Here is a 21,461-nt window from a genome sequence, read left to right as displayed (position 1 = left end):
CCCGCTACGGCCCACCGTACCCGAGGGGGGTCAGTCGAGATCGATGTGTTCCCCGGCCGGAGGCCCGTCGTCGCCGCGGTCCGTGCCGCGCGCCGGGCCGTCCGCGGTGTCGCCGCGCGTCCAGCGGCTCTCCTGGCCCTCGACCGCCGAGCGGTAGGCGGCGAGCAGCTCGGAGCCGGCCGCCGCCAGGTGGTCGAAGACGTCGGGGTTGCGCTCGATGACCGGCTCGACCGCGGCCTTGGCCTGCTGGACGACCTGCCTCACGGTCTGCTCGACGACGCCCTGCCCGACCGCGCCGAGCAGCGGCGACTGGAGCCCGGAGAGCTTCTCGGAGACGGCGTCGACGAGCTTGCGCAGCTCTTCGGCGGCCGATCCGGGCTGCGGCCCGTACTGGGCACGGCGGCGGGCCTGCTCCGCCGCGAGATCCTCGGCGCACGCCTTCTCCCAGGCGTCGGCGTCGGCTTCGGGGGCTTCGCGCTCGCTGGCATCGCTCATACCACTCGACGTTACCCGAATGGCCGTAGTCCGTTCACCGTCCGCGCGGCCGAACAGTCACCGTCCGCGCGGCCACAGGTCGGGGTCCGGCGTGAACCGCACCCTCAGTTCGCCCTCGCGCAGCCCGGCCCCGGCGACGGTGCAGCGGCGCAGCGCGGACGGCAGGGTGACGATGCGGCGGTGGGCGCCGGCGGTGACGACGAGTTCGTCGCCGCGCCGGATGAGGCCTAGCTCCTCGCGTACGGCGCCGGGGAGCGGGATGTGCCAGATGTAGGAGTGGCTCTCCTCGCCGGCGGGCGCTTCGGTGACGGGCCACTCGACGGGGCCGGGGGCGGCGGTGGGGGCGGGCACGCCGAGGGCGGCGAGGTCGTCGGTGCCGCGCGGGTCGTGGCCGAGGTGGCGGACCCTGCCGACGTGGTCGTACGCCGTCTCCCACACGTCCAGCGTCTTGTGCTGCTGGGCCGAGAGCGCCGCGAGCCAGGTGTCCGGGGACGCGTCGGGCAGCAGGCGGTTGGCGATGAGGAGGTCGGTGCGCAGACCTTGCAGGGCGAGGCCGGTGGCGGCGGAGCCGAGGGCGTCGGCGCCCGCGGGACCGGGCTCGGCGACCAGGCGCACGGTGGTGGCGGGGGCCTCGACCACGGCTTGGGCGGCGGCGAGTTCGTCCTCCCAGCGGGCGGCGGTCTCGTACAGCCAGGCGGCGGGCATCGGGACGCCCGCGAGGCGGCCGAGCATGGGGCGCAGGGCGCGGGCGGCCTGCCGCTCGGGCGGCAGCAGCCTGCGCAGATAGCGGCGCAGCTGCTCGGGGAGGGCGAGCAGCGCGAGGGCTCTGGGGGCGGGCGGCAGGTCGACGACGACGGTGTCGTACGCGGGGTCGTGGGCGGCGTCGCGCAGCGCGCGCAGCAGGGCCAGCTCCTCGGCTCCGGGCAGCGGGGTCAGCTCCTCGCCGTCGAGCCGCTCGGCGCCGAGCAGGTCGAGACCGGAGGAGGCACGTTCCTGCAGGGCGATCAGGTCGTCCCGGAAGCGGTCGTCGGGGGCCAGGCGCCGCACGGTGAGCCCGGGGTGCGCGTCCGGGCCGCCGAGCACCGCGCCGAGGGTGTCGGTGCGGTCGGCGCTGATCACGAGGGCCCGCCGGCCGGAGCGCGCGGCGGCGAGCGCCGTGGCGGCGGCGACGGTGGTCCGCCCGGAGCCGCCGGGGCCGGTGACGAGGAGGGTGCGCATAAGGGTGAACGCTACGTCAGCGGCCTTTCCGGGCCGCCGGGGGCGTCACGCCTCTTTGGACTCCACCCGCTTCTTCAGCCCCGCCAGCGCCCGGTCGATGATGACCTTCTCGGCCTTGCGCTTGATCATGCCGAGCATGGGGATCTTGACGTCCACGGTCAGCTTGTATGTGACCTGGGTGCCGGAACCGACGGGCTTCAGGAGGTACGAGCCGTCCAGGGAGCGCAGCATCTGGGACTTGACGAGGGTCCAGCTGACCTCGTCGTCGCCGGTCCAGGTGTAGCCGAGCGTCTGGTCGTCCTTGATCGCGCCCGCGTCCATGACGAGGCGGACCTGCTGGGCGCGGCCCTGCTCGTCGGTGGCGAGGACCTCGGCCTCCTTCACCTCGCCCGTCCAGTCCGGGTAGCGGGCGAAGTCGGCGATCACTCCCATGACCTCGGCCGGAGCCGCCTCGATCGTGATGCTCGAGCTGGTGTGTTCGGCCATGGCCGTGGCTCCTCCAGATGCGGTCCGGAACGGGGTCTCCTACCGCGTGAAGGCTACCGCGCGCCGCGCGCTCACCACTCCAGGGCCCAGGGCCTTCCGGACCCGGCGAAGTGGCCCACGTTCACGCACTCCGTCGCGCCGACGCGCATGCGCCGGACCAGGGGCTGGTGGACGTGGCCGAAGAGCGCGTACCTGGGGCGGGTCCCGCGGATCGCGTCGAGCAGGGCCCGGCTGCCGCGCTCGAAGCGGCGCGCCACGGTGTCGTAGAGGAGCTCGGGGACGTCCGGCGGGATGTGGGTGCACAGGACGTCGACCTCGCCGACGGCCTCGATCTTGGCGGCGTACTCCTCGTCGCTGATCTCGTAGGGCGTCCGCATCGGGGTGCGCAGACCGCCGCCGACGAAGCCGAAGACGCGTCCGCCGATCTCTACGCGCTCGCCGTCCAGGACGGTGGTGCCGGGACCGGCGAATTCGCGCCACAGGTTCGGCATGTCGACATTTCCGTAGGTGGCGTACGTCGGGGTGGGGAAGGCGGCGAAGAGTTCGGCGTACTGCTTGCGGACCGCGCGCTCGATCGCCGGGACGCGGTCCACGCCCGCCCACAGCTCCCTGCCGAACGCGCGGGCCTCCTCGAAGCGGCGGGCGGTGCGCAGCTCCACCAGCCGGGTCGCGTTTCCCTCCCCGAAGAGGTCGGGGAAGATGCCGCGCGAGTGGTCGGCGTAGTCGAGGAACAGCACGAGATCGCCCAGGCAGACGAGCGCGTCGGCGCCGTCGCCCGCGCGGGCGAGGTCCGCCGCGTTGCCGTGCACGTCACTGACCACATTGACCCGGAAAGCTGGCATGCCGATCACCCTAGGACGGCCGCCGGACGGGCGGAAGGGGCCATGGTCACCGGCCGGACCTGCGGTTACTTCCGAGTCGGGAAGGCGGTGGCGTACTGTGCGATGCAGACCACGACGATGTGTGACGCACCGAACATCTGGCCCCGCCCCCCTACCGAACAAGCCATACCGGTGGGTAACGTCCGGGCAGTCCAGTAGTGCTCGGCCCCCCATCTCGACTGAGCACCTGCCCGATCTTGGACCGCACCGTCGCAGCACACAACGTCGTGGCGCCGGCGCCCTATGTAGGAGCAGCAGTCTTGCGCGAGTTCAGCCTTCCGGCCCTGTACGAGGTCCCTGCGGACGGCAACCTGACCGACATCGTCCGTAGAAATGCCGCACAGCACCCGGATGTCGCCGTCATCGGCCGCAAGGTCGACGGCAGCTGGCAGGACGTCGACGCCACTACGTTCCTCGCGGAGGTGCGCGCCACCGCCAAGGGTCTGATCGCCGCCGGTGTGCGGCCCGGCGACCGCGTCGGCCTGATGTCCCGCACCCGCTACGAGTGGACGCTTCTCGACTTCGCCATCTGGAGCGCGGGCGCGGTGTCCGTGCCGGTGTACGAGACGAGTTCGGCCGAGCAGATCCAGTGGATCCTGGGCGACTCCGGCGCCGTGGCCTGCGTCGTCGAGCTGGACGCGCACGCCGCCGCCGTGGAGTCCGTACGCGACCGGCTGCCCGCCCTCGCGCACGTCTGGCAGATCGACAAGGGCGGCGTCGAGGAGCTGAACCGCGCGGGCGCCGATGTCACGGACCGGACCGTCGACGAGCGCAGCGCGGTCGCCGGCGCCGACGATCCGGCCACCATCGTCTACACCTCGGGCACGACGGGCCGCCCCAAGGGCTGCGTCCTCACGCACCGCAGCTTCTTCGCCGAGTGCGGCAACGTGGTGGAGCGCCTGAAGCCGCTCTTCCGCACGGGCGAGTGCTCGGTGCTGCTCTTCCTGCCCGTCGCGCACGTCTTCGGCCGCCTCGTCGAGGTCGCCGCGCTGATGGCGCCGATCAAGCTGGGCCACGCGCCGGACATCAAGCACCTCACCGATGAGCTGGCCGCGTTCCGGCCGACGCTGATCCTCGGCGTCCCGCGCGTCTTCGAGAAGGTCTACAACGCGGCGCGCGCCAAGGCGCAGGCCGACGGCAAGGGCAAGATCTTCGACAGGGCCGCGGACACGGCGATCGCTTACAGCCGCGCGCTCGACGCCCCCTCGGGACCGTCCCTCGGCCTGAGGATCAAGTACAAGATCTTCGACAAGCTGGTCTTCAGCAAGCTGCGCGCGGTCCTCGGCGGCCGCGGCGAGCACGCGATCTCCGGCGGCGCACCGCTCGGCGAGCGCCTCGGCCACTTCTTCCGCGGCATCGGCTTCACTGTCCTCGAGGGGTACGGCCTGACCGAGTCCTGCGCGGCCACCGCCTTCAACCCGTGGGACCGCCAGAAGATCGGCACGGTCGGCCAGCCGCTGCCGGGCTCCGTCGTGCGCATCGCCGACGACGGTGAGGTCCTGCTCCACGGCGAGCACCTGTTCTCGCGCTACTGGAACAACGAGGGCGCCACCGAAGAGGCCCTCGCCGACGGCTGGTTCCACACCGGCGACATCGGCACCCTCGACGAGGACGGCTATCTGCGCATCACCGGCCGCAAGAAGGAGATCATCGTCACCGCCGGCGGCAAGAACGTCGCCCCGGCCGTGATCGAGGACCGCATCCGGGCGCACGCGCTGGTCGCCGAGTGCATGGTCGTCGGCGACGGCCGCCCCTTCGTGGGCGCGCTCGTCACGGTCGACGACGAGTTCCTCGGCCGGTGGGCCGCGGAGCGGGGCAAGCCCGCCGGGTCGACGGCTGCTTCCCTGCGTGACGACGCGGATCTGCTGGCGGCGATCCAGAGCGCGGTGGACGACGGGAACGCGGCGGTCTCCAAGGCGGAGTCCGTACGGAAGTTCCGGGTGCTTGCTTCTCAGTTCACGGAGGAGTCGGGGCATCTGACGCCGTCGCTGAAGCTGAAGCGGAATGTTGTGGCCAAGGACTACGCGGACGAAATCGAGGCGATTTACCGCGGGTAGCGTTGCCGGGGCGCCCACTCGCCGTGGGGGGCCTGCTTTGTTCGCGGTCCTCGGTCTCGTCGTGGTTGCTCGCGCCGTTCCTCGCGCCCCTAAAGCCGCCCACTCGCCGTGGGGGCCTCCTTTGTTCGCGGCTCTCCGTTTCGTCTTGGTTGCTCGCGCCGTTCCCCGCGCCCCTGAAGCGGGGGCTTTGCCCCGCTTCAGGGGCCCTGGAAGCGGGCGCAGCCCGGCTTTCAGGGGCGCGGGGAACTGCGCGAGCAACCCATGGCGGCCGTCAGTCGCACGACGGCCCCCGGCGGGCAGCCCCTTGGGCGCTACAGAAGCTCCCTCAGCCGCTCCGCCAGCAGGTCCCAGCGCCACTTCTCCTCGACCCAGGAGCGGCCCCGCTCTCCCATGCGGGCCCGCAGCTCCCCGTCCGCCAGCAGCGCAGCGATCCGCTCCGCCGCCTCCTCGGGGGCGCCGCCCCGGACGACCCACCCCGTCTCCCCGTCAAGCACCGCGTCCGGCGCCCCGCCGGAGTCGCCCGCGACGACGGGAAGCCCGGTCGCGGACGCCTCCAGATAGACGATGCCGAGTCCCTCCACGTCCAGGCCTCCGCGCCGCGTCCGGCACGGCATGGCGAAGACATCACCGGCGCCGTAGTGCGCGGGCAGTTCCCCCCAGGGCACCGCCCCCGTGAACCGCACGGAGTCCGCGACGCCGGTCTCGGCGGCCAGCTTGCGCAAGTCGTTCTCGTAGGGCCCGCCTCCGACCACGAGAAGCACCGCCTCCGGCTCCCGGGCCAGAATCCCCGGCATGGCGAGGATCAACGTGTCCTGCCCCTTCCGCGGCACCAGCCGCGAGACGCAGACGACCACGGGCCGGTCGGTCAGACCGAGCCGCGCCCGCACGGCGTCACCGCCCGAGCCGGGGTGGAATGTTTTCTCGTCCACACCCGGGGGCAGTTGGACCATGCGTCCCGCCGCGGCGGGCGTCAGGGCGGCGGCGATGCGCGAGCGCGTGTACTCGCCGAGATAGGTGATCGTGTCCGTCGACTCGCCGATCCTGCGCAGGAGTTGACGCGACGCGGGCAGCTGGGCCCAGCCCGCCTCGTGGCCATGCGTGGTGGCGACGAGCCGCGTCGCCCCCGCCTTGCGCAGCGCGGGCGCCATGAGCCCCAGCGGCGCCGCCGCCCCGAACCACACCGACGTACAGCCGTGTTCACGCAGGAGCGAGACCGCGCGGCGGGTGACGCGCGGAGTGGGGAGCAGCATCGTCGTCGGGTCGCGTACGACCTCGAAGGGCTGCTCGGCGTCGAAGGCGGCCGTCGCCTCGGCACCCTCGCGGCCGCGCTTCCAGGTGGAGGCGTAGACGACGAGCCGCTCGGGGTCCAGGCGCAACGCCATGTTGTGCAGGAACGCCTGGATGCCACCGGGCCTGGGCGGGAAGTCGTTCGTGACGATCAGGGTCTTGTGCATCGCGCCCGACAGTACCGAAAGCGGCCGACAGTGACCGAATGGCCCAGCCTCTTCGCCCTCGCCCGGCCCCGCCCGGCATCATGACACCCCGAATCACAATGAAGTGTGCGAAAAGGGGCGAGGCGCGCGCATGGCAGACACAGCACGCAGAGAGTGCGGAGTACGCGGAGTGCGCGGAGTGCGCGGAGTGCGCAGGGCCGATATCGCGCGTGTCCTCGTCGTATGGGTGCTCACCAGGACACTCCTCCTGCTCTGCGTCTTCCATGTGCTCACCGCCCCTGGCCCCGACGTCACCAGCGACGTCTCCGTCATCTACCAGGGCTGGTACGAGATCCTGCGCACCGGCACCTTCCCGCTCGACGACGTCACCTGGCAGTACCCGCCCGCCGCCGCCCTCGCCGTCCTCTCCCCCGCCGTCCTGCCCTTCCTCGGCTACGCCCCGGCCTTCTTCGTCCTCGCCCTCCTCGCCGACGCCACCGTCTCCGGGCTGCTCCTGTACGCGGGGCGGCGGCCCGGCAAGTCGGCGCGGGGGCTGTGGGTGTGGGTCGTGGGCGTGCCTCTGCTCGGGCCGACCGCGTACGCGCGCTACGACATGACGGTGACCGCCGTCGCGGTCGCCGCGCTGCTCGCGGGGGCCCGGCATCCGCGCACCATGGGGACGCTCGCCGGGTTCGGGGCGCTGCTCAAGGTGTGGCCGGTGCTGCTGCTCGTCGGCGTCCCGCGCGGGCGTGCGACCCGGCGGTCGTGGGCGGCGGCGGTGGGCACGGCTCTCGGTGCCACGCTGGCGTTCCTGGTGGCGATGCCGGGCGCGCTCGCGTTCCTCACCTTCCAGCGGGACCGCGGCACGGAGGTGGAGTCGCTCGGCGCGCTGGTCTTCCACGTCGGGCGGCACCTCGGCTGGCGGGGCGAGGTCCGGCTGAACTACGGCTCGGTGGAGTTCCTCGGCCCCTGCGTCCCGCTGGTGAGCGCGGCGGCGCAGCTCCTGTCGGCGGCGGCCTGCTGCTGGCTCCTGGCGTGGCGGCTGCGCGCCCGTGCCCGCTCGGCGAGCACGCTCGCGGACGCGGCCTTCGTGGCCGTGCTGCTCTTCACCGCGACGAGCCGGGTGATCAGCCCGCAGTACATGCTGTGGCTGGTCGGCGCCGCCGCCGTCTGTCTGGCGTTCCGCGCGAGCCGCATGGAGCTCCCGGCCCGTCTGGTCCTCGCGGCCACGTTCGTGACGTTCCTGGAGTTCCCGGTCTGGTTCTCGCACGTGGTGGCCAGCGATCCGCTGGGCGTGGCCCTGCTGCTCGTACGCAACGGCCTCCTGGTCGCGGCGGCGCTGCTGGCCTGCCGGAACCTGTGGCGGCAGACGGTGTCCGAGCCGCGCGGCAGGGCCGCCCGGCCGGTGCCGGGGCAGGTCAGCCAAGCTCCGAGCGCAGATACGTACGCCAGCGCGCCGTGAACTCCTCCGGCGTCGTGTCCAGGACGTCCCGCAGCTCGTCCTCGAGCGCGCCCGCCCGCTTCTCATGGTCGCCCACGGCACGGTAGAAGTCCGTCAGCTTCCGCTCGCCCCACCGGTCCGCGATCATCCGGCAGGCCAGCCAGGCGCCCTCGTACGACTCGGCGAGCCGCCCCGCGTCCTCGCCGAAGCCGAAGTCCTCGTCCTCGGGGAGCGCGCCGGGCGGCCGCCCGGCCTCCACCGCCCGCCGCAGCTCGGGCGCGGCCTGCGCCGCGGTGCGGCCCGTGCCGCGGTAGCCCACCCAGTCCGCGAAGCCCTCGGAGAGCCACAGCGGGGTGGCCCCGGAGGTCTGTGTGCGGGTCGCCACATGGGCCGTCTCGTGGGTGAGGACGACCTGCTTTCCGAAGTCCCCGAGTACGCCGTACGCCTCGGGGTTGACGATGATCCGGTCCGCCGGGGCCCGCCCCGAGCCGCCCGCCTCGCCCGTGGTGACCGCCGCTATCCCCCGGTACCCGGAGGCGGGCGCCCCGAGGAGGCCCGCCATGCCCTTCAGGGAACGGGGCACGATGACGACGGCCTTCTCCGGCCACTTCCCCGGCCAGGCGTCCCGCACCGCGGGCACCGCCCGGTCGGCGAGCTCGCGGTAGGCGCGCAGCTCCTCGGCGCTCTGTCCGACGCCGAGGACGAGGCTGCGCTCGCCCCGCTCGGCCCGCACCCGCCCCTGGTCCCACAGCTGCTGGCTCGCCTTCTTCGCGGGCCGCTCGGAGGTGACGTACCACTGCCCGCCGTGCCGCTCCAGGGAGAGCGTGCGCGCGGCGGTGAGCGGGGCGCGGTCGTGGCCCTTGACGCGGTAGCGGAGTTCGACGCCGGCCGTGGCCCGGGAGCCGGAGCGCTCCAGGCCGTTCAGGTGGTACTCCCAGGACTCCAGCGGGACGGCGCGGACGTTCGCGAAGAGGTCCGACGGGCCTGCCCCGGCCGTGCCCGCTGCCGCCCGCTCGGATCTCTCGGGCCTCTCCGTTCGCTCGTACGCCTTCTCGTCGCCGTCGAGGACCGCGTGCGCCCTGCGTTCCAGGAGCCTGCGGACGTCGCCCGCGGCGGTGTCCGGGACCGGGTCGGCGCCGCATCCGGTGAGTACGCCGAGGCAGAGCGCGAGGAACAGCGCCACCGCCCACGACCCACGCCTGTGCCCAGCCACCTCCCGATCGTACGGGGCGGGGGCGGCCGGTCGCCGGTCAGATCCGCGTCACGGACGAGACCGGCATCATGCCGACGGGGTCGTAGCGGACCGGCGCCCCGGGGTAGGGGGCGTGCACCACCTGGCCGTTGCCCATGTACATCCCGATGTGGCTGGCGTCGTCGCGGTAGGTCACCAGGTCGCCGGGCTGTGCCTGGGCCAGGGGCACCTGGCGCCCCGCGTGCCGCTGGGCCTGCGAGGTGCGCGGCAGGCCGACCCCGGCCTGGGCGTACGACCACTGCATGAGGCCCGAGCAGTCGAAGCCCGAGGGGCCGTTGGCGCCCCACACGTAGGGGCGGCCGACCGCCGAGCGGGCGGCGGCGATGGCGGCGGCGGCCCGCGAGGAGGACGGGGCGGCGCCTTCGAGGTCCGGCGGCGGCTCCGCGTGCCCGCCGGAGCGCGAGGACTTGTCGTACGCGTCGCGCTCCTCGCTCGGCAGCGAGTTGAGCAGCCGCCTGGCCTTGGCGAGCTTGTGCTCGACGGCGCGCTTGTGGCGGGCGACGGTGGTGCGGCTCTTCTCCAGCTCGGCGAGTCTGCGCCCGGCCTCGGCGCGCTGCTGTGCGAGGCCGTGCTGGGCCTTCTGGAGATCGGCGAGCTGTCCCGCGTGCCGGGCGCTGACGCGGTTCAGGGCCGTGGCCCGGTCGAGGTAGCCGCCGGGGTCGGAGGAGAGCAGCAGCTGGAGCGAGGGGTCGATGCCGCCCTCGCGGTACTGCGCCTCGGCGAGCGCGCCGAGCGCGCCGCGCATCTGGTTGATCCGCTCCTGGCCGCGCGCGACGCTGTCCCTGGCCCGCTCGACCTGCCCGCGCAGCTTGTCCGTGCGCTCGTCGGCCTTGTTGTACGCCTCTGTCGCGTGCTCGGCCTCTTCGTACAGCCGGTCCACCTCGGCCCGGGTGTCGGACGGCTTGTCCTGCGGTGCGGCGCCGGCCGGCGCGGCGGCGAGGGCCGCGGCGGCGGTGGCCACGGCCGCCGACAGGACGGTGACGCGCGTGCCCCGGTCGAGGCCGGGCTGTGCGGGACGGCGATGGGACCCCACGGGAAGCCGCTCTCCCTTCTGCTGACGGTCCCCCGGCTGTCCGGGGGAATGCGCGCCGACAGTAACCGTGTGACTACGCGGAGGCCAACGGCCGGATGGGTGCGGACAGGCCGAAGCCCCGTTCAGACGCAGGTCATGAACGGGGCGTGGGGTCAGCGGCGGTTGCCGGAATTCGCCCGTTCGGGCGGTGTCGGCGAGACGTTGACGTCAGGCGGGGTGGCGCGCCGGGGTCAGACGCGGACGCCGAACTGGAAGTCGCCCAGGTACTCCATGGACTCGTAGCGCACCACGGCGCCCGGCTTCGGGGCGTGCAGCACCTGGCCGTTGCCCGCGTAGAGGCCGACGTGCGCGAGGTTGTTGAAGAACACGAGGTCGCCGGGCTTCAGTTCGCCGCGGCCTATCTTCGTACCGTCGTTCTGCTGCGTGTACGTGGTCCGGGTGAGGGAGACTCCGGCCTGGGAGTACGCCCACTGGGTCAGCCCGGAGCAGTCGAAGGAGTTGGGGCCGGTGCCTCCGGAGACGTACGGCTTGCCGAGCTGGGTGGCGGCGGCGTTCAGGGCGGCGGCACCGCGGCCCGACGCGGGGGTCTCCTTGCCGAGGTCCGCGCGCTTGTCGGCGGCGCGGCTCGCACGCTTCTCCTCCTTGGCGGCCATGTCCGCCTTCTCGTCGGCGGTCAGCGTGTTGAGGAGCTTCTGCGCCTCGCCGAGCTTGCCCTGGACTTCCCGCTTCTTCTTGCCCAGCTCCGTACGGGTGTCCGCGAGGTCGTCGAGCTTGCCCGCGGCCTCCTTGCGCTGCTGCGCGAGGTCCCGCTGCTTCTTCTGGATCTTCTTGAGCTCGTCGACCTGCTGGCTGCTCAACTGGTCCAGGGTGGACGCCTTGTCGAGGTAGTCGTCCGGGTCGGCGGAGAGGAAGAGCTGGAGGGAGGGGTCTATGCCACCGGAGCGGTACTGGGCGCTGGCCATCGAACCGAGGCCGTCGCGCAGGTCGTTGAGCTCGCCCTGGCCCTTGGCGACCTTGTCCTGGAGAGCGTCGATCTGCTTCTCCAGCTTCTCCTGCTTCTCCTTGGCCCCGTTGTACTTGTCGGTGGCCCGCTCCGCGTCTTCGTAGAGCTTGTCGACCTTGGACTTGACCTCGTCCTTGCCCGGCTTCGGCGCGGCCTGGGCGGCGCCCTGCGAGGTGAGGGCAACGGCAGCGGCGGCGGTCGCGGTGAGCACGGTCACGCGGGTGCGGCTCGGCTGCTTGGGTCGACGGTGGGACGCCACGCGGGCGGCTCCTTCTTCCTCCGGCCGCCTACCGGGACGCGGCGGGCGGGTACCACCGCCGCCACCCCGGATGGGTGATCAACCGAGCGGGGGTTCGAGGCGAGACCCTAGTGACCTTCTTGTGATCAGTTCAAATCCCGTCGGCAAAAAACGGGTCGCCAAGCGCATTCTTTACCGATAACGCACAGCCAGTGATGATCTTCTGACGCTACGTCGCATGCGTGGGGGGCTCAATTCGGGCATAGGGCCCAGGAGTTACGCGAGGCCCCTTAGCCCCGCGAAAGCCTCTTCAAGAGCACCACCGAGGCCACCGGCCGCGCCCCCGCCTTCGCGATCCCGTCGGCCACTTCACGGTCGGTCGACACGACGACCACGGGCCTGCCCGGCGGCTCCGCGCGCACCAGCTGACGGATCAGCTCATCGGCGGTCACACCCGGCTTGGAGAAGAGCACCCGCACCCCGCGCGGCGGCGCGAGCAGCACCGGAGCGGCCAGCTCCGCGCCGTCGAAGACGCAGGTGACCTCGGCGCCCGACTGGAGGGCGAGCTGCGAGAGCGAGCCGAGCAGACGCAGCCGCTGCTTCTCCAGCGGCATGGTCGGATAGCCGGTCTTGGTGACGTTGTAGCCGTCGACGACCAGGTGCGCCTGGGGCAGGGCGAGCAGCTGGTCCAGGATCGCCGGGTCGTTCTCGGAGAGCGCGCGGGCGGCGATGTCCTTGGGGGACATCCGGCCGGGCTCGACGGCGTCCACGGTCTCGGCGGGCCGCACGGAGACGGGCGGCAGAGCCAGTTCGCGCCGCAGCCCCTGGGCCGCCTCCAGGACCGTGTCGAGCAGCAGCCGCACCCGCATGTCCTCGACGCTGCGCCCCTCGCGCGCCGCCCTGCGGCTGGCCTCCAGGGCGGCCTCGCTCTCGCCGAGCCGCGCCTTGAGCCGCCGCGTCTCGCTCTCGGCGGCGGACACCTGGGCCTGGCCCTCGGCGCGGATCGCCTCGGTCTCGGCGGTGGCCTTGCGCAGCGCCGCCTCGCCGCGCTTGACGTCGCTGAGCGCGCCGCGCAGTTTGCGATGCATCGATTCGGCTTCCCTGCGCGCCGCTTCCAGCTCCGCGCGCAGCCGCTCGGTCTCCGCCCTGGTCTGGTCCCGGGCCGCGGCGAGTTCCTCGCGCAGCCGCTCCAGCTCGGCCCGCGTCTCCTCGTCGGCGCGCTCGGCGTCGGCCCGCTGGGCCTCCTCGCCGGCGGCGGTCACCAGCTTCACCCAGCCGGCGGGGCGCAGCACATAGGCCGCGGCGGCCACGTCCAGGGGGTCGGCCGCCGGGGGCGGGGAGCCCGCGTCCAGGGCACCGGCCAGCTCCGCCTGCGCCTCTCTGAGGCGTTCGCCGATGCGCTGGCGGAAGAGGGTGTCGTTCTCCAGCGCCGCCGCCATGGCGTTGCCCGCGAACTTCGCGCGCCGGGTGGGGGTGAAGCGGGCGTACTGCCGCAGCTGTGCGGGCAGTTCGGCCAGGGTCAGTCCGCCGAAGCCGTCCGAGACGAGCCGGACGACCCGTCGGCGCACCCCGTCGGGCAGCGGACGGTCGAGCACCTCAGCGGTGCCGTCGTCCGGCTCCCCGCCTGCGCTCTCCACCATCCGTCACCCCACTAGCTGTGCGGGCCCCGCTCCCTCAGGAGTCGGTGCCCGGCCTGTCCACGAGTTCCACCTGGTCCACGGCGTTGCACCAGCGGCAGCGCACCGACTCGATGGTCTCACTGACCACCTCGCGTTCCTCGACGTTCGACTCACCGGCCAGGTCGAGGTGCACATACTCGACGACCTTCGACGTGCGGGTCACGTCGAAACGCGTGAGATTGCCGCACAGCGTGCAGCGCCACCGGGTGGTGGCGGTCGGCAGGGGAACCGTCATCGTGGCTGTTCGCTTTCCTCGGTGGCCGTGGTGCGTCCGCGCTGTTCCGTGGTGCGCATTGCCCGTAACCCTAAGGCCTGTAAGGGGCGCCATGCGGCGGCCTCCGTCGCGGCATGGCGGTCTATGCGGGTAGCGACCGTTACGTCATGCTCTGTCCATGTTCAAAGCATGGGGCCCCCAGACGGCCGGGCTGCTCAGGGGGCGGTCCGCCCCGGTGACATACGGACTGATCGCCGTCTGCTGTCTGGTCTTCGTGGTCTCCCCGGTCTCCGGGCTCAACCACGCCTACGGCACCGGCGACCGGCTGCTCGCCGCGCAGCAGGCCTACTTCGAACGCTGGGGCGTGGTGCCCGCCGAGCTGTTCAGCGGCGTCCCGCGCGCCGCGCTCGGCCCGTTCACCGCCCTGTTCGTACACGGCAGCTGGGTGCATCTGCTCGGGAACCTGCTCTTCCTGTACGTCTTCGGGGCGATGGTCGAGGAACGCATGGGGCACCTCCAGTACGCGCTCTTCTACGTCAGCTGCGGCTACCTCGCCCTGCTCGCCTACGCGGCGGCGCACGCGGCCTCCGGCCAGACGCTCGTCGGCGCCTCGGGGGCGATCTCCGCCGTCCTCGGCGCCTTCCTCTATCTCTTCCCGAAGGCGCGCGTCACCAGCCTCTTCCCGTTCCTCTTCTTCCTGCCGCTGCGCTTTCCCGCATGGGTGGTGCTGCCGTTCTGGGTGGCGCTGCAGTGGCTGGCGGCGGGGCAGGGCGGCAAGGGGACGGGAGTGGCGTATCTGGCGCACCTGGTGGGCTTCTCGCTCGGGTTCCTGTACGCGTGGGGGTGGTGTGCGCGACGGAGGAGGGTGGCGCCCAGCGCGTCCTCGCCGGGGCGGGGGCCGGAGACGGGAGGGCTAGAGTGAAAGGCACAGCACCGGCCACCGAGGGAGACAGTCAGCCGTGATCACCGCGATCGTGCTCATCAAGACCAGCGTGGACCGGATTCCGGAGATCGCCGAGTCGATCGCCGCGCTCGACTCGGTCAGCGAGGTCTTCTCCGTGACCGGTACGTACGACCTGATCGCGATGGTCCGGGTGCCGCGCCACGACGACCTCGCGGACGTCATCCCCGGGCGGATCAGCAAGATCCCCGGCGTGGAGGCGACGGACACGCACGTCGCGTTCCGTACGTACTCGCAGCACGACCTGGAGGCGGCGTTCGCGATCGGCCTCGACTCGTAGCCGGTCAAGGGGCGTCACCCGGGCTCCATGAGGGTTTCTTCATCTGCGGCTCATCCTGACGAAGCGGTACGCCGTCCACCCTCCTCTCATGGCCTTCTCCCACCGCATGGCCGCCCTGGCCGCCGTCGTGGCGATCCCGCTCGGCATCGCCACGACCAGCTACCTCCTGACCGACGACCCCGCGCCGCCCAAGGCCCCGCCGAAGGTGGAACTGGAGAGCCGCTCGCCGTCCGCGAAGCCCACCACCCCCCGGCCCACCCCGAGCGACGAGAAGGTCCACCCGCCGCCGGTCAGCGACGAGAAGGCCACCCCGCCGCCCGTCAGCGACAAGAGGGGCACCCCGCCCCCCGTCAACGACGAGAAGGCCACCCCACCGCCGGCCAACGGGAGTTCCTCGGGCGATGACAGCGACGACGACGGCAGCGCGGGCGGGGACGACAGCGACGACGACGGCGCAGGTGACGACGGCTGAACCGCCGCGCCACCGGATCTCCGCCCGCGTCCGCATCCTGCTGTGGCTGCTCGTGGTGATGGCCACCGCGCTCACCGCCGTCGCGGCCACCACCCGCTCGGTGCTGCTGCGCGAGGTCGACCACCGGATCGACCGCCTCCTGGCCCAGGAGACCGGGGAGTTCACCAACTTCGTACACGAAGGTGTCGATCCGCACACGGGCGAGAAGTTCACCGACGCCGACCCGCTGCTGCGGCTCTTCCTGTCACGGCAGTACGCCGATCCCGACGAGGAGCTGCTCGGCCTGATCGGCCGCGCCGGCACGGTGCCCGCCAAGAAGCAGCAGGCCCGTGAGCCGCGCATCGACCACCCGCTCGCCGAGGACCCCGCCTCGCTGACGGCCGTCTTCGACTCCCCCGACGCCACCGGCACGCTGCGCCGCCCCGAGGGCGAGGTCCGCTGGTCGAAGGTGGTGGTCAAGGCGAGCGGCACGCATCCGGAGGCGGCCTTCGTCGTCGCCTTCCACCCGGCCGGCGAACAGGCCAAGGCCAGTGACGTGTTCACCATGCTGCTCGCCATCTCCGGGGTCGCGCTCCTGATGACGACCGGCATCGGCTGGGCGGTCGCGGGCCGCATCCTCAAGCCCGTGCGGCTGGTGCGGACGACCGCCGCGCACCTCACCGAGCAGGATCTGACGCAGCGCATCCCCGTGCAGGGGCGGGACGACATCGCGGCCCTCGCCGAGACCTTCAACGGCATGCTGGACCGCCTGGAGCGGGCCTTCGCGGCGCAGCGCGAGTTCGTCGACGACGCCGGGCACGAACTGCGCACGCCCATCACCATCGTCCGCGGCCACCTGGAGCTGATGGGCGACGACCCGGTGGAGCGCGAGGAGACCGTCCGTATCGTCACCGAGGAGCTGGACCGGATGAGCCGCATAGTCGAGGACCTGCTGCTGCTCGCCAAGGCCGAGCGCCCCGACTTCGTCACCCCCGGGCCGGTGCAGCTCGCCGAGCTGACCGCGGACGTCTTCGTCAAGGCACGGGCGCTCGGCGAGCGCGACTGGCACCTCGCCGAAGTCGCCGACGCCGAGGCCGACCTGGATGCCCAGCGCATCACCCAGGCGATGGTGCAGCTGGCCCAGAACGCCGTCCAGCACACCGTTCCCGGGCAGCGCGTCAGCATAGGGTCGCGGCTGCACGGGCGGCAGATCGAGCTGTACGTCGCCGACAGCGGGCCCGGCGTACAGCCGCAGGACGCCGGGGTGATCTTCGAGCGGTTCCGCCGCGGCACCGCGCGGCGCGGCGCGCGCGCCACCGGGGCGGGGCTCGGCCTCGCCATCGTCAAGGCCATCGCCGAGAGCCACGGCGGGCGCGTCGAGCTGCGCCCCACGGTCGGCGGCGGCGCCACCTTCGTACTCGTGCAGGCCCAGCCGGAAGGGGCGGCCCACCCATGAACCGCATTCTGATCGTCGAGGACGAGGAGCGCATCGCCTCCTTCGTCGAGAAGGGCCTGCGCGCCAACGGCTTCACGACCACCGTGGTCGGCGACGGCGAGTCCGCCCACGACTACGGCCTGACCGGTGGCTTCGACCTGATCGTCCTGGACATCGGGCTGCCCGGCATGGACGGCTTCACGGTGCTGCGGCAGCTGCGCGAGGCCCGGGTGACCACGCCCGTCATCGTGCTGACCGCGAGCGACTCGGTGCGGGACACGGTGGCGGGCCTGGAGGGCGGCGCCGACGACTGGATGACCAAGCCCTTCCGCTTCGAGGAGCTGCTCGCGCGGGTGCGACTGCGGCTGCGCACGGCGGCGCGGGCGCCCGAGGTGACGGTGCTGCGCAGCGGCGAGCTGTCCCTGGACCTGCGCACGCGCAGGGCGCGTTCGGACCGGCGGACGGTGGATCTGACGGCACGCGAGTTCGTACTTCTTGAGCTGTTCCTGCGCCATCCCGGGCAGGTGCTCTCGCGCGAGCAGATCCTCTCCCATGTGTGGGGCTACGACTTCGACCCCGGCTCCAACATCGTGGACGTGTACGTCCGCGCGCTGCGCAAGAAGCTGGGCTCGCAGCGGGTGGAGACGGTACGCGGCATGGGGTACCGCCTCCCGGCCTGACCGCCCGGACACGAGTCCGGTCCGACGGCCGGTGAACTTTCTTTCATGAACGGCTCATCGGGGGCTCACCGCGGCACACCACGCTGAACAGCGTGACCTCGAACCCGCGCCAAGCCGTGACTCTCTGCACAGTGCTCAGCGTCTGCGCGCTGCTCCTGGTCCCCGGCAACTTCCCCGGCCTGAGCGGCGACGCCCGCCTCACGGTGGGCGTCTTCGCGCTGGCGACCTGCGCCTGGATCGGCACGCCGATCGACGACACGTACATCGCGCTGGGCGCGGGCCTCGCCCTCACCGCGACCGGCGTGATCAGCAGCGAGACGCTCTTCGGCACCCTCGGCGACGAGACGGTGTGGCTGCTGATCTGCGCCTTCGTGCTCGCCGCGGCCGTGGCGCGCAGCGGACTCTCGGGGCGGGCCGCGGCCTTCCTCGTCACCGGGGCGCGCAGCGTACGGCAGCTGACGCATCTGACGACCGCCGCCCTGGTGGTGACGGCCTTCGCGGTGCCCGCCACCTCGGGGCGGGCCGCGCTCGCCCTGCCCGTCTTCCTCGCGCTCGCCGAGGTCCTCGCCGAACGCGTACGGCTCGTGGTGATGCTCGCGCTGCTCTTCCCCACCGTCATCCTGCTCTCCGCCGTCGCGACCCTGATCGGCGCGGGCGCGCATCTGATCACCGTGTCGGTGCTGTGGGAGGCGACCGGTGAGCGGATCGGGTTCACCCAGTGGCTGCTGCTCGGGTTCCCGCTCGCCATAGCCTCCTCCCATCTGGCGGCGGAAGTCGTCCTGTTGACGACCACGCGGCGCGCGGACCGCAAGGGCCCGGTCCACATCACCCTCGACCAGCTCCAGGAGCACAGCGAGCGGCCGGTGACCGGCCCCTGGGAGCCCGCGGAGGCGCGCTGCGCCCTGCTGCTCGCCACGGTCGTCGCGCTCTGGTGCAGTGAGCCGCTGCACCAAGTGCCGCCCGCCGTCGTCGCGTTGATCGGCGCGGTCGTGGCCTCCTCCCCCGCTCTGGGCACCGTACGGCTCAAGGACGCCCTGCGGACCGTGCCCTGGTCGCTGCTCCTGTTCATGGCGGCCACGATGGCGATGGGCGTCGCGCTCGCCGACTCCGGGGCGGCGAAGTGGCTGGTCGGCGGGTTGCCGCTGGATCTGCCGCCGTGGCTGTTCCTCACCGTCGTCGTCCTGGTCAGCACGGCCGCGCATCTGGTCCTGCAGTCCCGCTCGGCGCGCTCCTCGGTCCTCGTCCCGCTGGTCGTCGCGGCGGCCGCCGGCGCGGGCGTCAACCCGGTGGCCGCCGCCCTCGCCTCCACGGCGGCCGCCGGCTTCTGCCACACGCTGCCCGCCTCCGCGAAGCCGGTCACGCTCTTCGCCGACATCCCAGGCACCCCCACCTACACCCCTCGTGACCTGCTGCGCCTCTCCGCGGTCCTCGCACCGCTGACCGCCGCGCTCGTCCTGCTGTGCGCCGTCACGCTGTGGCCGCTGCTCGGCGTCCCCCTTCGCTGAACCACCGAGGAGACCCTCATGCTGACCCGTTTCGCCATCGCCCCCAGCGGCTTCAAGGAGTCCCTGTCCGCGCCCGCCGCCGCCGAGGCCATCGCCACGGGGGTACGCCGTGTCGTCCCGCACGCCGAGACCGACCTGATCCCGCTGGTGGACGGCGGCGAGGGCACGGCCCGCGCGATGGCCGCGGCGGACGGCGGCCGCCTCGTCGCGCTGCCCGCCACCGGCCCCGTCGGCCAGCCGATCGGCACCCACTTCGCGCTGCTGCCCGACGGCACGGCGGTCGTCGAGATGGCGGCCGTGGCCGGGCTGTCCCTGGTCCCCCGCGATCTGCGCGACCCGGGCTCCACCACGACGTACGGCGTCGGCGAGCTGATCCGCGCCGCCCTCGACACGGGCGCCCGCCGCGTCCTGGTCGGCTGCGGCGACTCCGGCACCTCCGACGGCGGCGCGGGCGCCCTACAGGCGCTCGGCGCCCGACTCCTGGACGCGGACGGCTGGGAACTGCCGCGCGGCGGGCGCGAGTTGACGCGGCTGAGCCGCATCGACGCGAGCGGCCTCGACCCCCGCCTCGCGGAGACCGAGATCCACGTGGCCTGCAACCCGTTCAACGTCCTGTGCGGCGAGCGCGGCGTGGCCCGCGTCTTCGGCCCCCAGAAGGGCGCCACACCCCGGCAGGCCGAGGAGCTGGCGGCGGCCCTGGAGCACTGGGCGTACGTCCTCACGCGCGACCTGCGCGTCGAGGCGGACCTCTTCGACGGCCCCGGCACCGGCGCGTCGGGCGGCCTCGGCGCCGGTCTCGCCGCGCTCGGCGCCCTGCTCCTGCCCCGCTTCGACGTGCTGCTCGGCCGACTCGACCTGGACGCCCGCCTTGCCCGCGCCGACCTGGTCGTCACCGCCGAGGGCGCCCTGGACCACCAGACCTCGCACGGCAAGATCCCCGCCGAGGTGGCCCGCCGCGCCAAGCGGTCCCACCGCCCGGTCCTGGTGCTCGCCGGCACCATCGGGGACGGCGCGCACACCGTCCGCGCGCTGGGCGTGGACGCCTACAGCGCGATCCTGCCCGCCCCGATGTCGCTGACCGAGGCGCTCGGCCGGGGCGGCGAGTTCCTCACCGACGCGACCGAGCGGGCCCTGCGGATGATCCGGCTCGGGACACGGCTGGCCGGAGGCCGGCTGCCCGTGGGTCAGGCGGCGGCGCTGGTGTCCGGCACGCAGCGGCCGTCCTCGGTGCGGTAGTTCCACCGCGCGCCGTCCGCCACCAGCTCCTTGACGGCGCGTACGAAACGCTCGACGTGCTCGTCCGGGGTGCCCGCGCCGAAGCTCACACGGATCGCGTTCAGCGACTTCTCGCCGGGCGCCGCCTCGGGGGCGCCGCACTCGCCGGGCTCGTCGGCCTCGCTGCCGAGGAGGGTGCGCACCAGCGGGTGGGCGCAGAACAGGCCGTCCCGTACGCCGATCCCGTACTCGGCGGAGAGCGCGGCGGCGAAGTGCGAGCTGTTCCAGCCGTCCACGACGAAGGAGATGACGCCCACGCGCGGCGCGTCGTCACCGAAGAGCGAGAGCACCCGCACGGCGGGCACCTCGGCGAGCCCCTCGCGCACCGTGCGGATCAGGTGCCGCTCGCGGGCCACGAGCTCCTCGAAGCCGGCCTCGGTGAGGGCCTTGCAGGCGGAGGCGATGGAGTAGACGCCGATGACGTTCGGCGACCCGGCCTCGTGACGGGCCGCGGTGTCGTGCCACTCCACGTCCACGCCGCCGCCCGCTTCCTTGGGGCGTCGCGCCACCTTCCGCGAGGCTCCGCCGCCCGCGAGGTAGGGCTCGGCGGCGCGCAGCCAGTCGGAGCGGCCCGCGAGCACGCCCGAGCCGAAGGGCGCGTACAGCTTGTGCCCGGAGAACGCGACCCAGTCGACGTCCAACTCCCTCACGGACACGGGGTGGTGAGGGGCGAGCTGCGCGGCGTCGAGCACGATCCGGGCGCCGTGCGCGTGCGCGGCGGCGGCCAGCTCCCGCACCGGCCACAGCTCCCCGGTGACGTTGGAGGCGCCGGTCACGCAGACCAGGGCGGGCCCGTAGGGGTCACGGTCGGCAAGCGCCCGCTCCAGCGTCTGCACGGCCTCGTCGGGGGTGCGCGGCGCGTTGAGGTACGTCACTCGGGCGTCCCGCCACGGCAGGAGCGAGGCGTGGTGCTCGGTCTCGAAGACGAAGACCTGGCAGTTGGCGGGCAGGGCGGCGGCGAGAAGGTTCAGCGAGTCGGTGGTGGACCGGGTGAAGACGACCTGGTCGTCCCCGCGGCAGTCGAGGAACTCGGCGACGGCCGTACGGGAGTTCTCGAACAGGTCGGTGGAGAGCTGCGAGAGGTATCCGGCACCGCGGTGCACGCTGCCGTAGTACGGCGCGTACGCGGCCACGTCGTCCCACACCCGCTGCAGCGCGGGCGCGCTCGCCGCGTAGTCGAGCGCGGCGTACGTCACCTCGCCGCCGGTGACCAGCGGCACGGTGACGTCCCGGCCGAGCACGGCCAGCGGGGCACAGACGGAGGAGTCGGTGGCGACGGCGGAAACAGACATGGCGGTATCTCCCTGCGGACAAGGCGGAACAGCGGCGAAAGATCCCGTGCGGCAGCGCGAAAGCTGTCCGGCGTACGGGTGTTGCCTCGACGCGCGGCGCTCTTCGCCGGGCGGAGGGTGTGCAGAACGGGGCCGACAGGCCCTATCGCATT

Annotated in this window: 20 protein-coding genes; 9 read left to right on the top strand and 11 right to left on the bottom strand. The window is 73.0% G+C overall.

The genetic code is table 11. The features are described from left to right. Positions 1–30 precede the first annotated feature (30 nt). From ACWDZ7_RS10515 to ACWDZ7_RS10500, 4 genes are all read right to left on the bottom strand, one after another. Positions 31–495: a DUF5304 domain-containing protein gene (locus ACWDZ7_RS10515; protein ID WP_451796297.1), complete on the bottom strand. Its 465-nt coding sequence runs from the start codon at positions 493–495 to the stop codon at positions 31–33. A gap of 57 nt (positions 496–552) precedes the next feature. Beyond that, on the bottom strand, positions 553–1,713 hold the full coding sequence (locus ACWDZ7_RS10510; RefSeq protein WP_451796296.1) for an ArsA family ATPase: 1,161 nt from the start codon (positions 1,711–1,713) through the stop codon (positions 553–555). Positions 1,714–1,758: 45 nt separating this feature from the next. Further along, positions 1,759–2,199, bottom strand: coding sequence for an SRPBCC family protein (locus ACWDZ7_RS10505; RefSeq protein ID WP_451796295.1), 441 nt, complete (start codon positions 2,197–2,199; stop codon positions 1,759–1,761). Positions 2,200–2,270: 71 nt separating this feature from the next. Then, positions 2,271–3,041, bottom strand: coding sequence for a metallophosphoesterase family protein (locus ACWDZ7_RS10500; protein WP_451796294.1), 771 nt, complete (start codon positions 3,039–3,041; stop codon positions 2,271–2,273). A 299-nt stretch (positions 3,042–3,340) separates the two neighbouring features. Between ACWDZ7_RS10500 and ACWDZ7_RS10495 the strand changes: the two genes are divergently transcribed. After that, positions 3,341–5,137, top strand: a complete 1,797-nt coding sequence (locus ACWDZ7_RS10495; protein ID WP_451796293.1) for an AMP-dependent synthetase/ligase — start codon at positions 3,341–3,343, stop codon at positions 5,135–5,137. Positions 5,138–5,448: 311 nt separating this feature from the next. On the opposite strand, the gene ACWDZ7_RS10490 is transcribed toward ACWDZ7_RS10495, so the two are convergent. Further along, on the bottom strand, positions 5,449–6,591 hold the full coding sequence (locus ACWDZ7_RS10490; RefSeq protein WP_451796292.1) for a glycosyltransferase family 4 protein: 1,143 nt from the start codon (positions 6,589–6,591) through the stop codon (positions 5,449–5,451). 130 nt (positions 6,592–6,721) lie between these two features. Between ACWDZ7_RS10490 and ACWDZ7_RS10485 the strand changes: the two genes are divergently transcribed. Beyond that, complete coding sequence (locus ACWDZ7_RS10485) at positions 6,722–8,032, top strand: glycosyltransferase 87 family protein (protein WP_451796291.1); 1,311 nt, start codon at positions 6,722–6,724, stop codon at positions 8,030–8,032. Here the strand turns inward: ACWDZ7_RS10485 and ACWDZ7_RS10480 are convergent. The 5 genes from ACWDZ7_RS10480 to ACWDZ7_RS10460 all read right to left on the bottom strand — a co-directional run bounded on the left by ACWDZ7_RS10480 (position 7,989) and on the right by ACWDZ7_RS10460 (position 13,451). Then, entirely contained in the window at positions 7,989–9,224 is a 1,236-nt protein-coding gene (locus ACWDZ7_RS10480) for a hypothetical protein (RefSeq protein ID WP_451796290.1), read from the bottom strand. The two genes, ACWDZ7_RS10485 and ACWDZ7_RS10480, sit on opposite strands and share 44 nt — an antisense overlap. A 37-nt stretch (positions 9,225–9,261) precedes the next feature. Next, entirely contained in the window at positions 9,262–10,296 is a 1,035-nt protein-coding gene (locus tag ACWDZ7_RS10475) for an NlpC/P60 family protein (RefSeq protein ID WP_451796289.1), read from the bottom strand. A gap of 230 nt (positions 10,297–10,526) precedes the next feature. After that, the gene (locus tag ACWDZ7_RS10470; RefSeq protein WP_451796288.1) at positions 10,527–11,558 is read right to left on the bottom strand and encodes an NlpC/P60 family protein; all 1,032 of its coding nucleotides are present in this window, start codon (positions 11,556–11,558) and stop codon (positions 10,527–10,529) included. Positions 11,559–11,827: 269 nt separating this feature from the next. Then, positions 11,828–13,177 carry an NYN domain-containing protein gene (locus ACWDZ7_RS10465; protein WP_451796287.1) on the bottom strand — a complete coding sequence of 450 codons (1,350 nt, stop codon included), beginning with the start codon at positions 13,175–13,177 and terminating at the stop codon, positions 11,828–11,830. A 34-nt stretch (positions 13,178–13,211) separates the two neighbouring features. Next, complete coding sequence (locus ACWDZ7_RS10460) at positions 13,212–13,451, bottom strand: hypothetical protein (RefSeq protein WP_358584052.1); 240 nt, start codon at positions 13,449–13,451, stop codon at positions 13,212–13,214. A 157-nt stretch (positions 13,452–13,608) separates the two neighbouring features. Between ACWDZ7_RS10460 and ACWDZ7_RS10455 the strand changes: the two genes are divergently transcribed. The 7 genes from ACWDZ7_RS10455 to ACWDZ7_RS10425 all read left to right on the top strand — a co-directional run bounded on the left by ACWDZ7_RS10455 (position 13,609) and on the right by ACWDZ7_RS10425 (position 19,978). Continuing rightward, positions 13,609–14,352 carry a rhomboid family intramembrane serine protease gene (locus ACWDZ7_RS10455; RefSeq protein ID WP_451796286.1) on the top strand — a complete coding sequence of 248 codons (744 nt, stop codon included), beginning with the start codon at positions 13,609–13,611 and terminating at the stop codon, positions 14,350–14,352. Positions 14,353–14,389: 37 nt separating this feature from the next. Further along, positions 14,390–14,671: an Lrp/AsnC family transcriptional regulator gene (locus tag ACWDZ7_RS10450; RefSeq protein WP_125512351.1), complete on the top strand. Its 282-nt coding sequence runs from the start codon at positions 14,390–14,392 to the stop codon at positions 14,669–14,671. Positions 14,672–14,759: 88 nt separating this feature from the next. Beyond that, positions 14,760–15,143: a small secreted hydrophilic protein gene (locus ACWDZ7_RS10445; RefSeq protein WP_451796285.1), complete on the top strand. Its 384-nt coding sequence runs from the start codon at positions 14,760–14,762 to the stop codon at positions 15,141–15,143. Continuing rightward, complete coding sequence (locus ACWDZ7_RS10440) at positions 15,130–16,578, top strand: ATP-binding protein (RefSeq protein ID WP_451796284.1); 1,449 nt, start codon at positions 15,130–15,132, stop codon at positions 16,576–16,578. The genes ACWDZ7_RS10445 and ACWDZ7_RS10440 overlap by 14 nt, the downstream gene beginning before the upstream one ends. After that, positions 16,575–17,237, top strand: a complete 663-nt coding sequence (locus ACWDZ7_RS10435) for a response regulator transcription factor (RefSeq protein WP_451796283.1) — start codon at positions 16,575–16,577, stop codon at positions 17,235–17,237. Before ACWDZ7_RS10440 ends, ACWDZ7_RS10435 begins: the two co-directional genes overlap by 4 nt. 92 nt (positions 17,238–17,329) lie before the next feature. Then, positions 17,330–18,742 (top strand): SLC13 family permease, encoded by a 1,413-nt coding sequence (locus tag ACWDZ7_RS10430; RefSeq protein ID WP_451796282.1) that lies wholly within the window; start codon positions 17,330–17,332, stop codon positions 18,740–18,742. A gap of 18 nt (positions 18,743–18,760) precedes the next feature. After that, entirely contained in the window at positions 18,761–19,978 is a 1,218-nt protein-coding gene (locus tag ACWDZ7_RS10425; protein ID WP_451796281.1) for a glycerate kinase family protein, read from the top strand. On the opposite strand, the gene ACWDZ7_RS10420 is transcribed toward ACWDZ7_RS10425, so the two are convergent. Further along, complete coding sequence (locus ACWDZ7_RS10420) at positions 19,927–21,309, bottom strand: aminotransferase class V-fold PLP-dependent enzyme (RefSeq protein ID WP_451796280.1); 1,383 nt, start codon at positions 21,307–21,309, stop codon at positions 19,927–19,929. The genes ACWDZ7_RS10425 and ACWDZ7_RS10420 overlap by 52 nt on opposite strands. Between the last annotated feature and the right edge of the window lie 152 nt (positions 21,310–21,461).

This window comes from Streptomyces sp. NPDC003032, from assembly GCF_053591415.1.
Note: the sequence above shows the minus strand (reverse complement) of the source record. Positions and strands in the feature narration are given on the sequence as shown.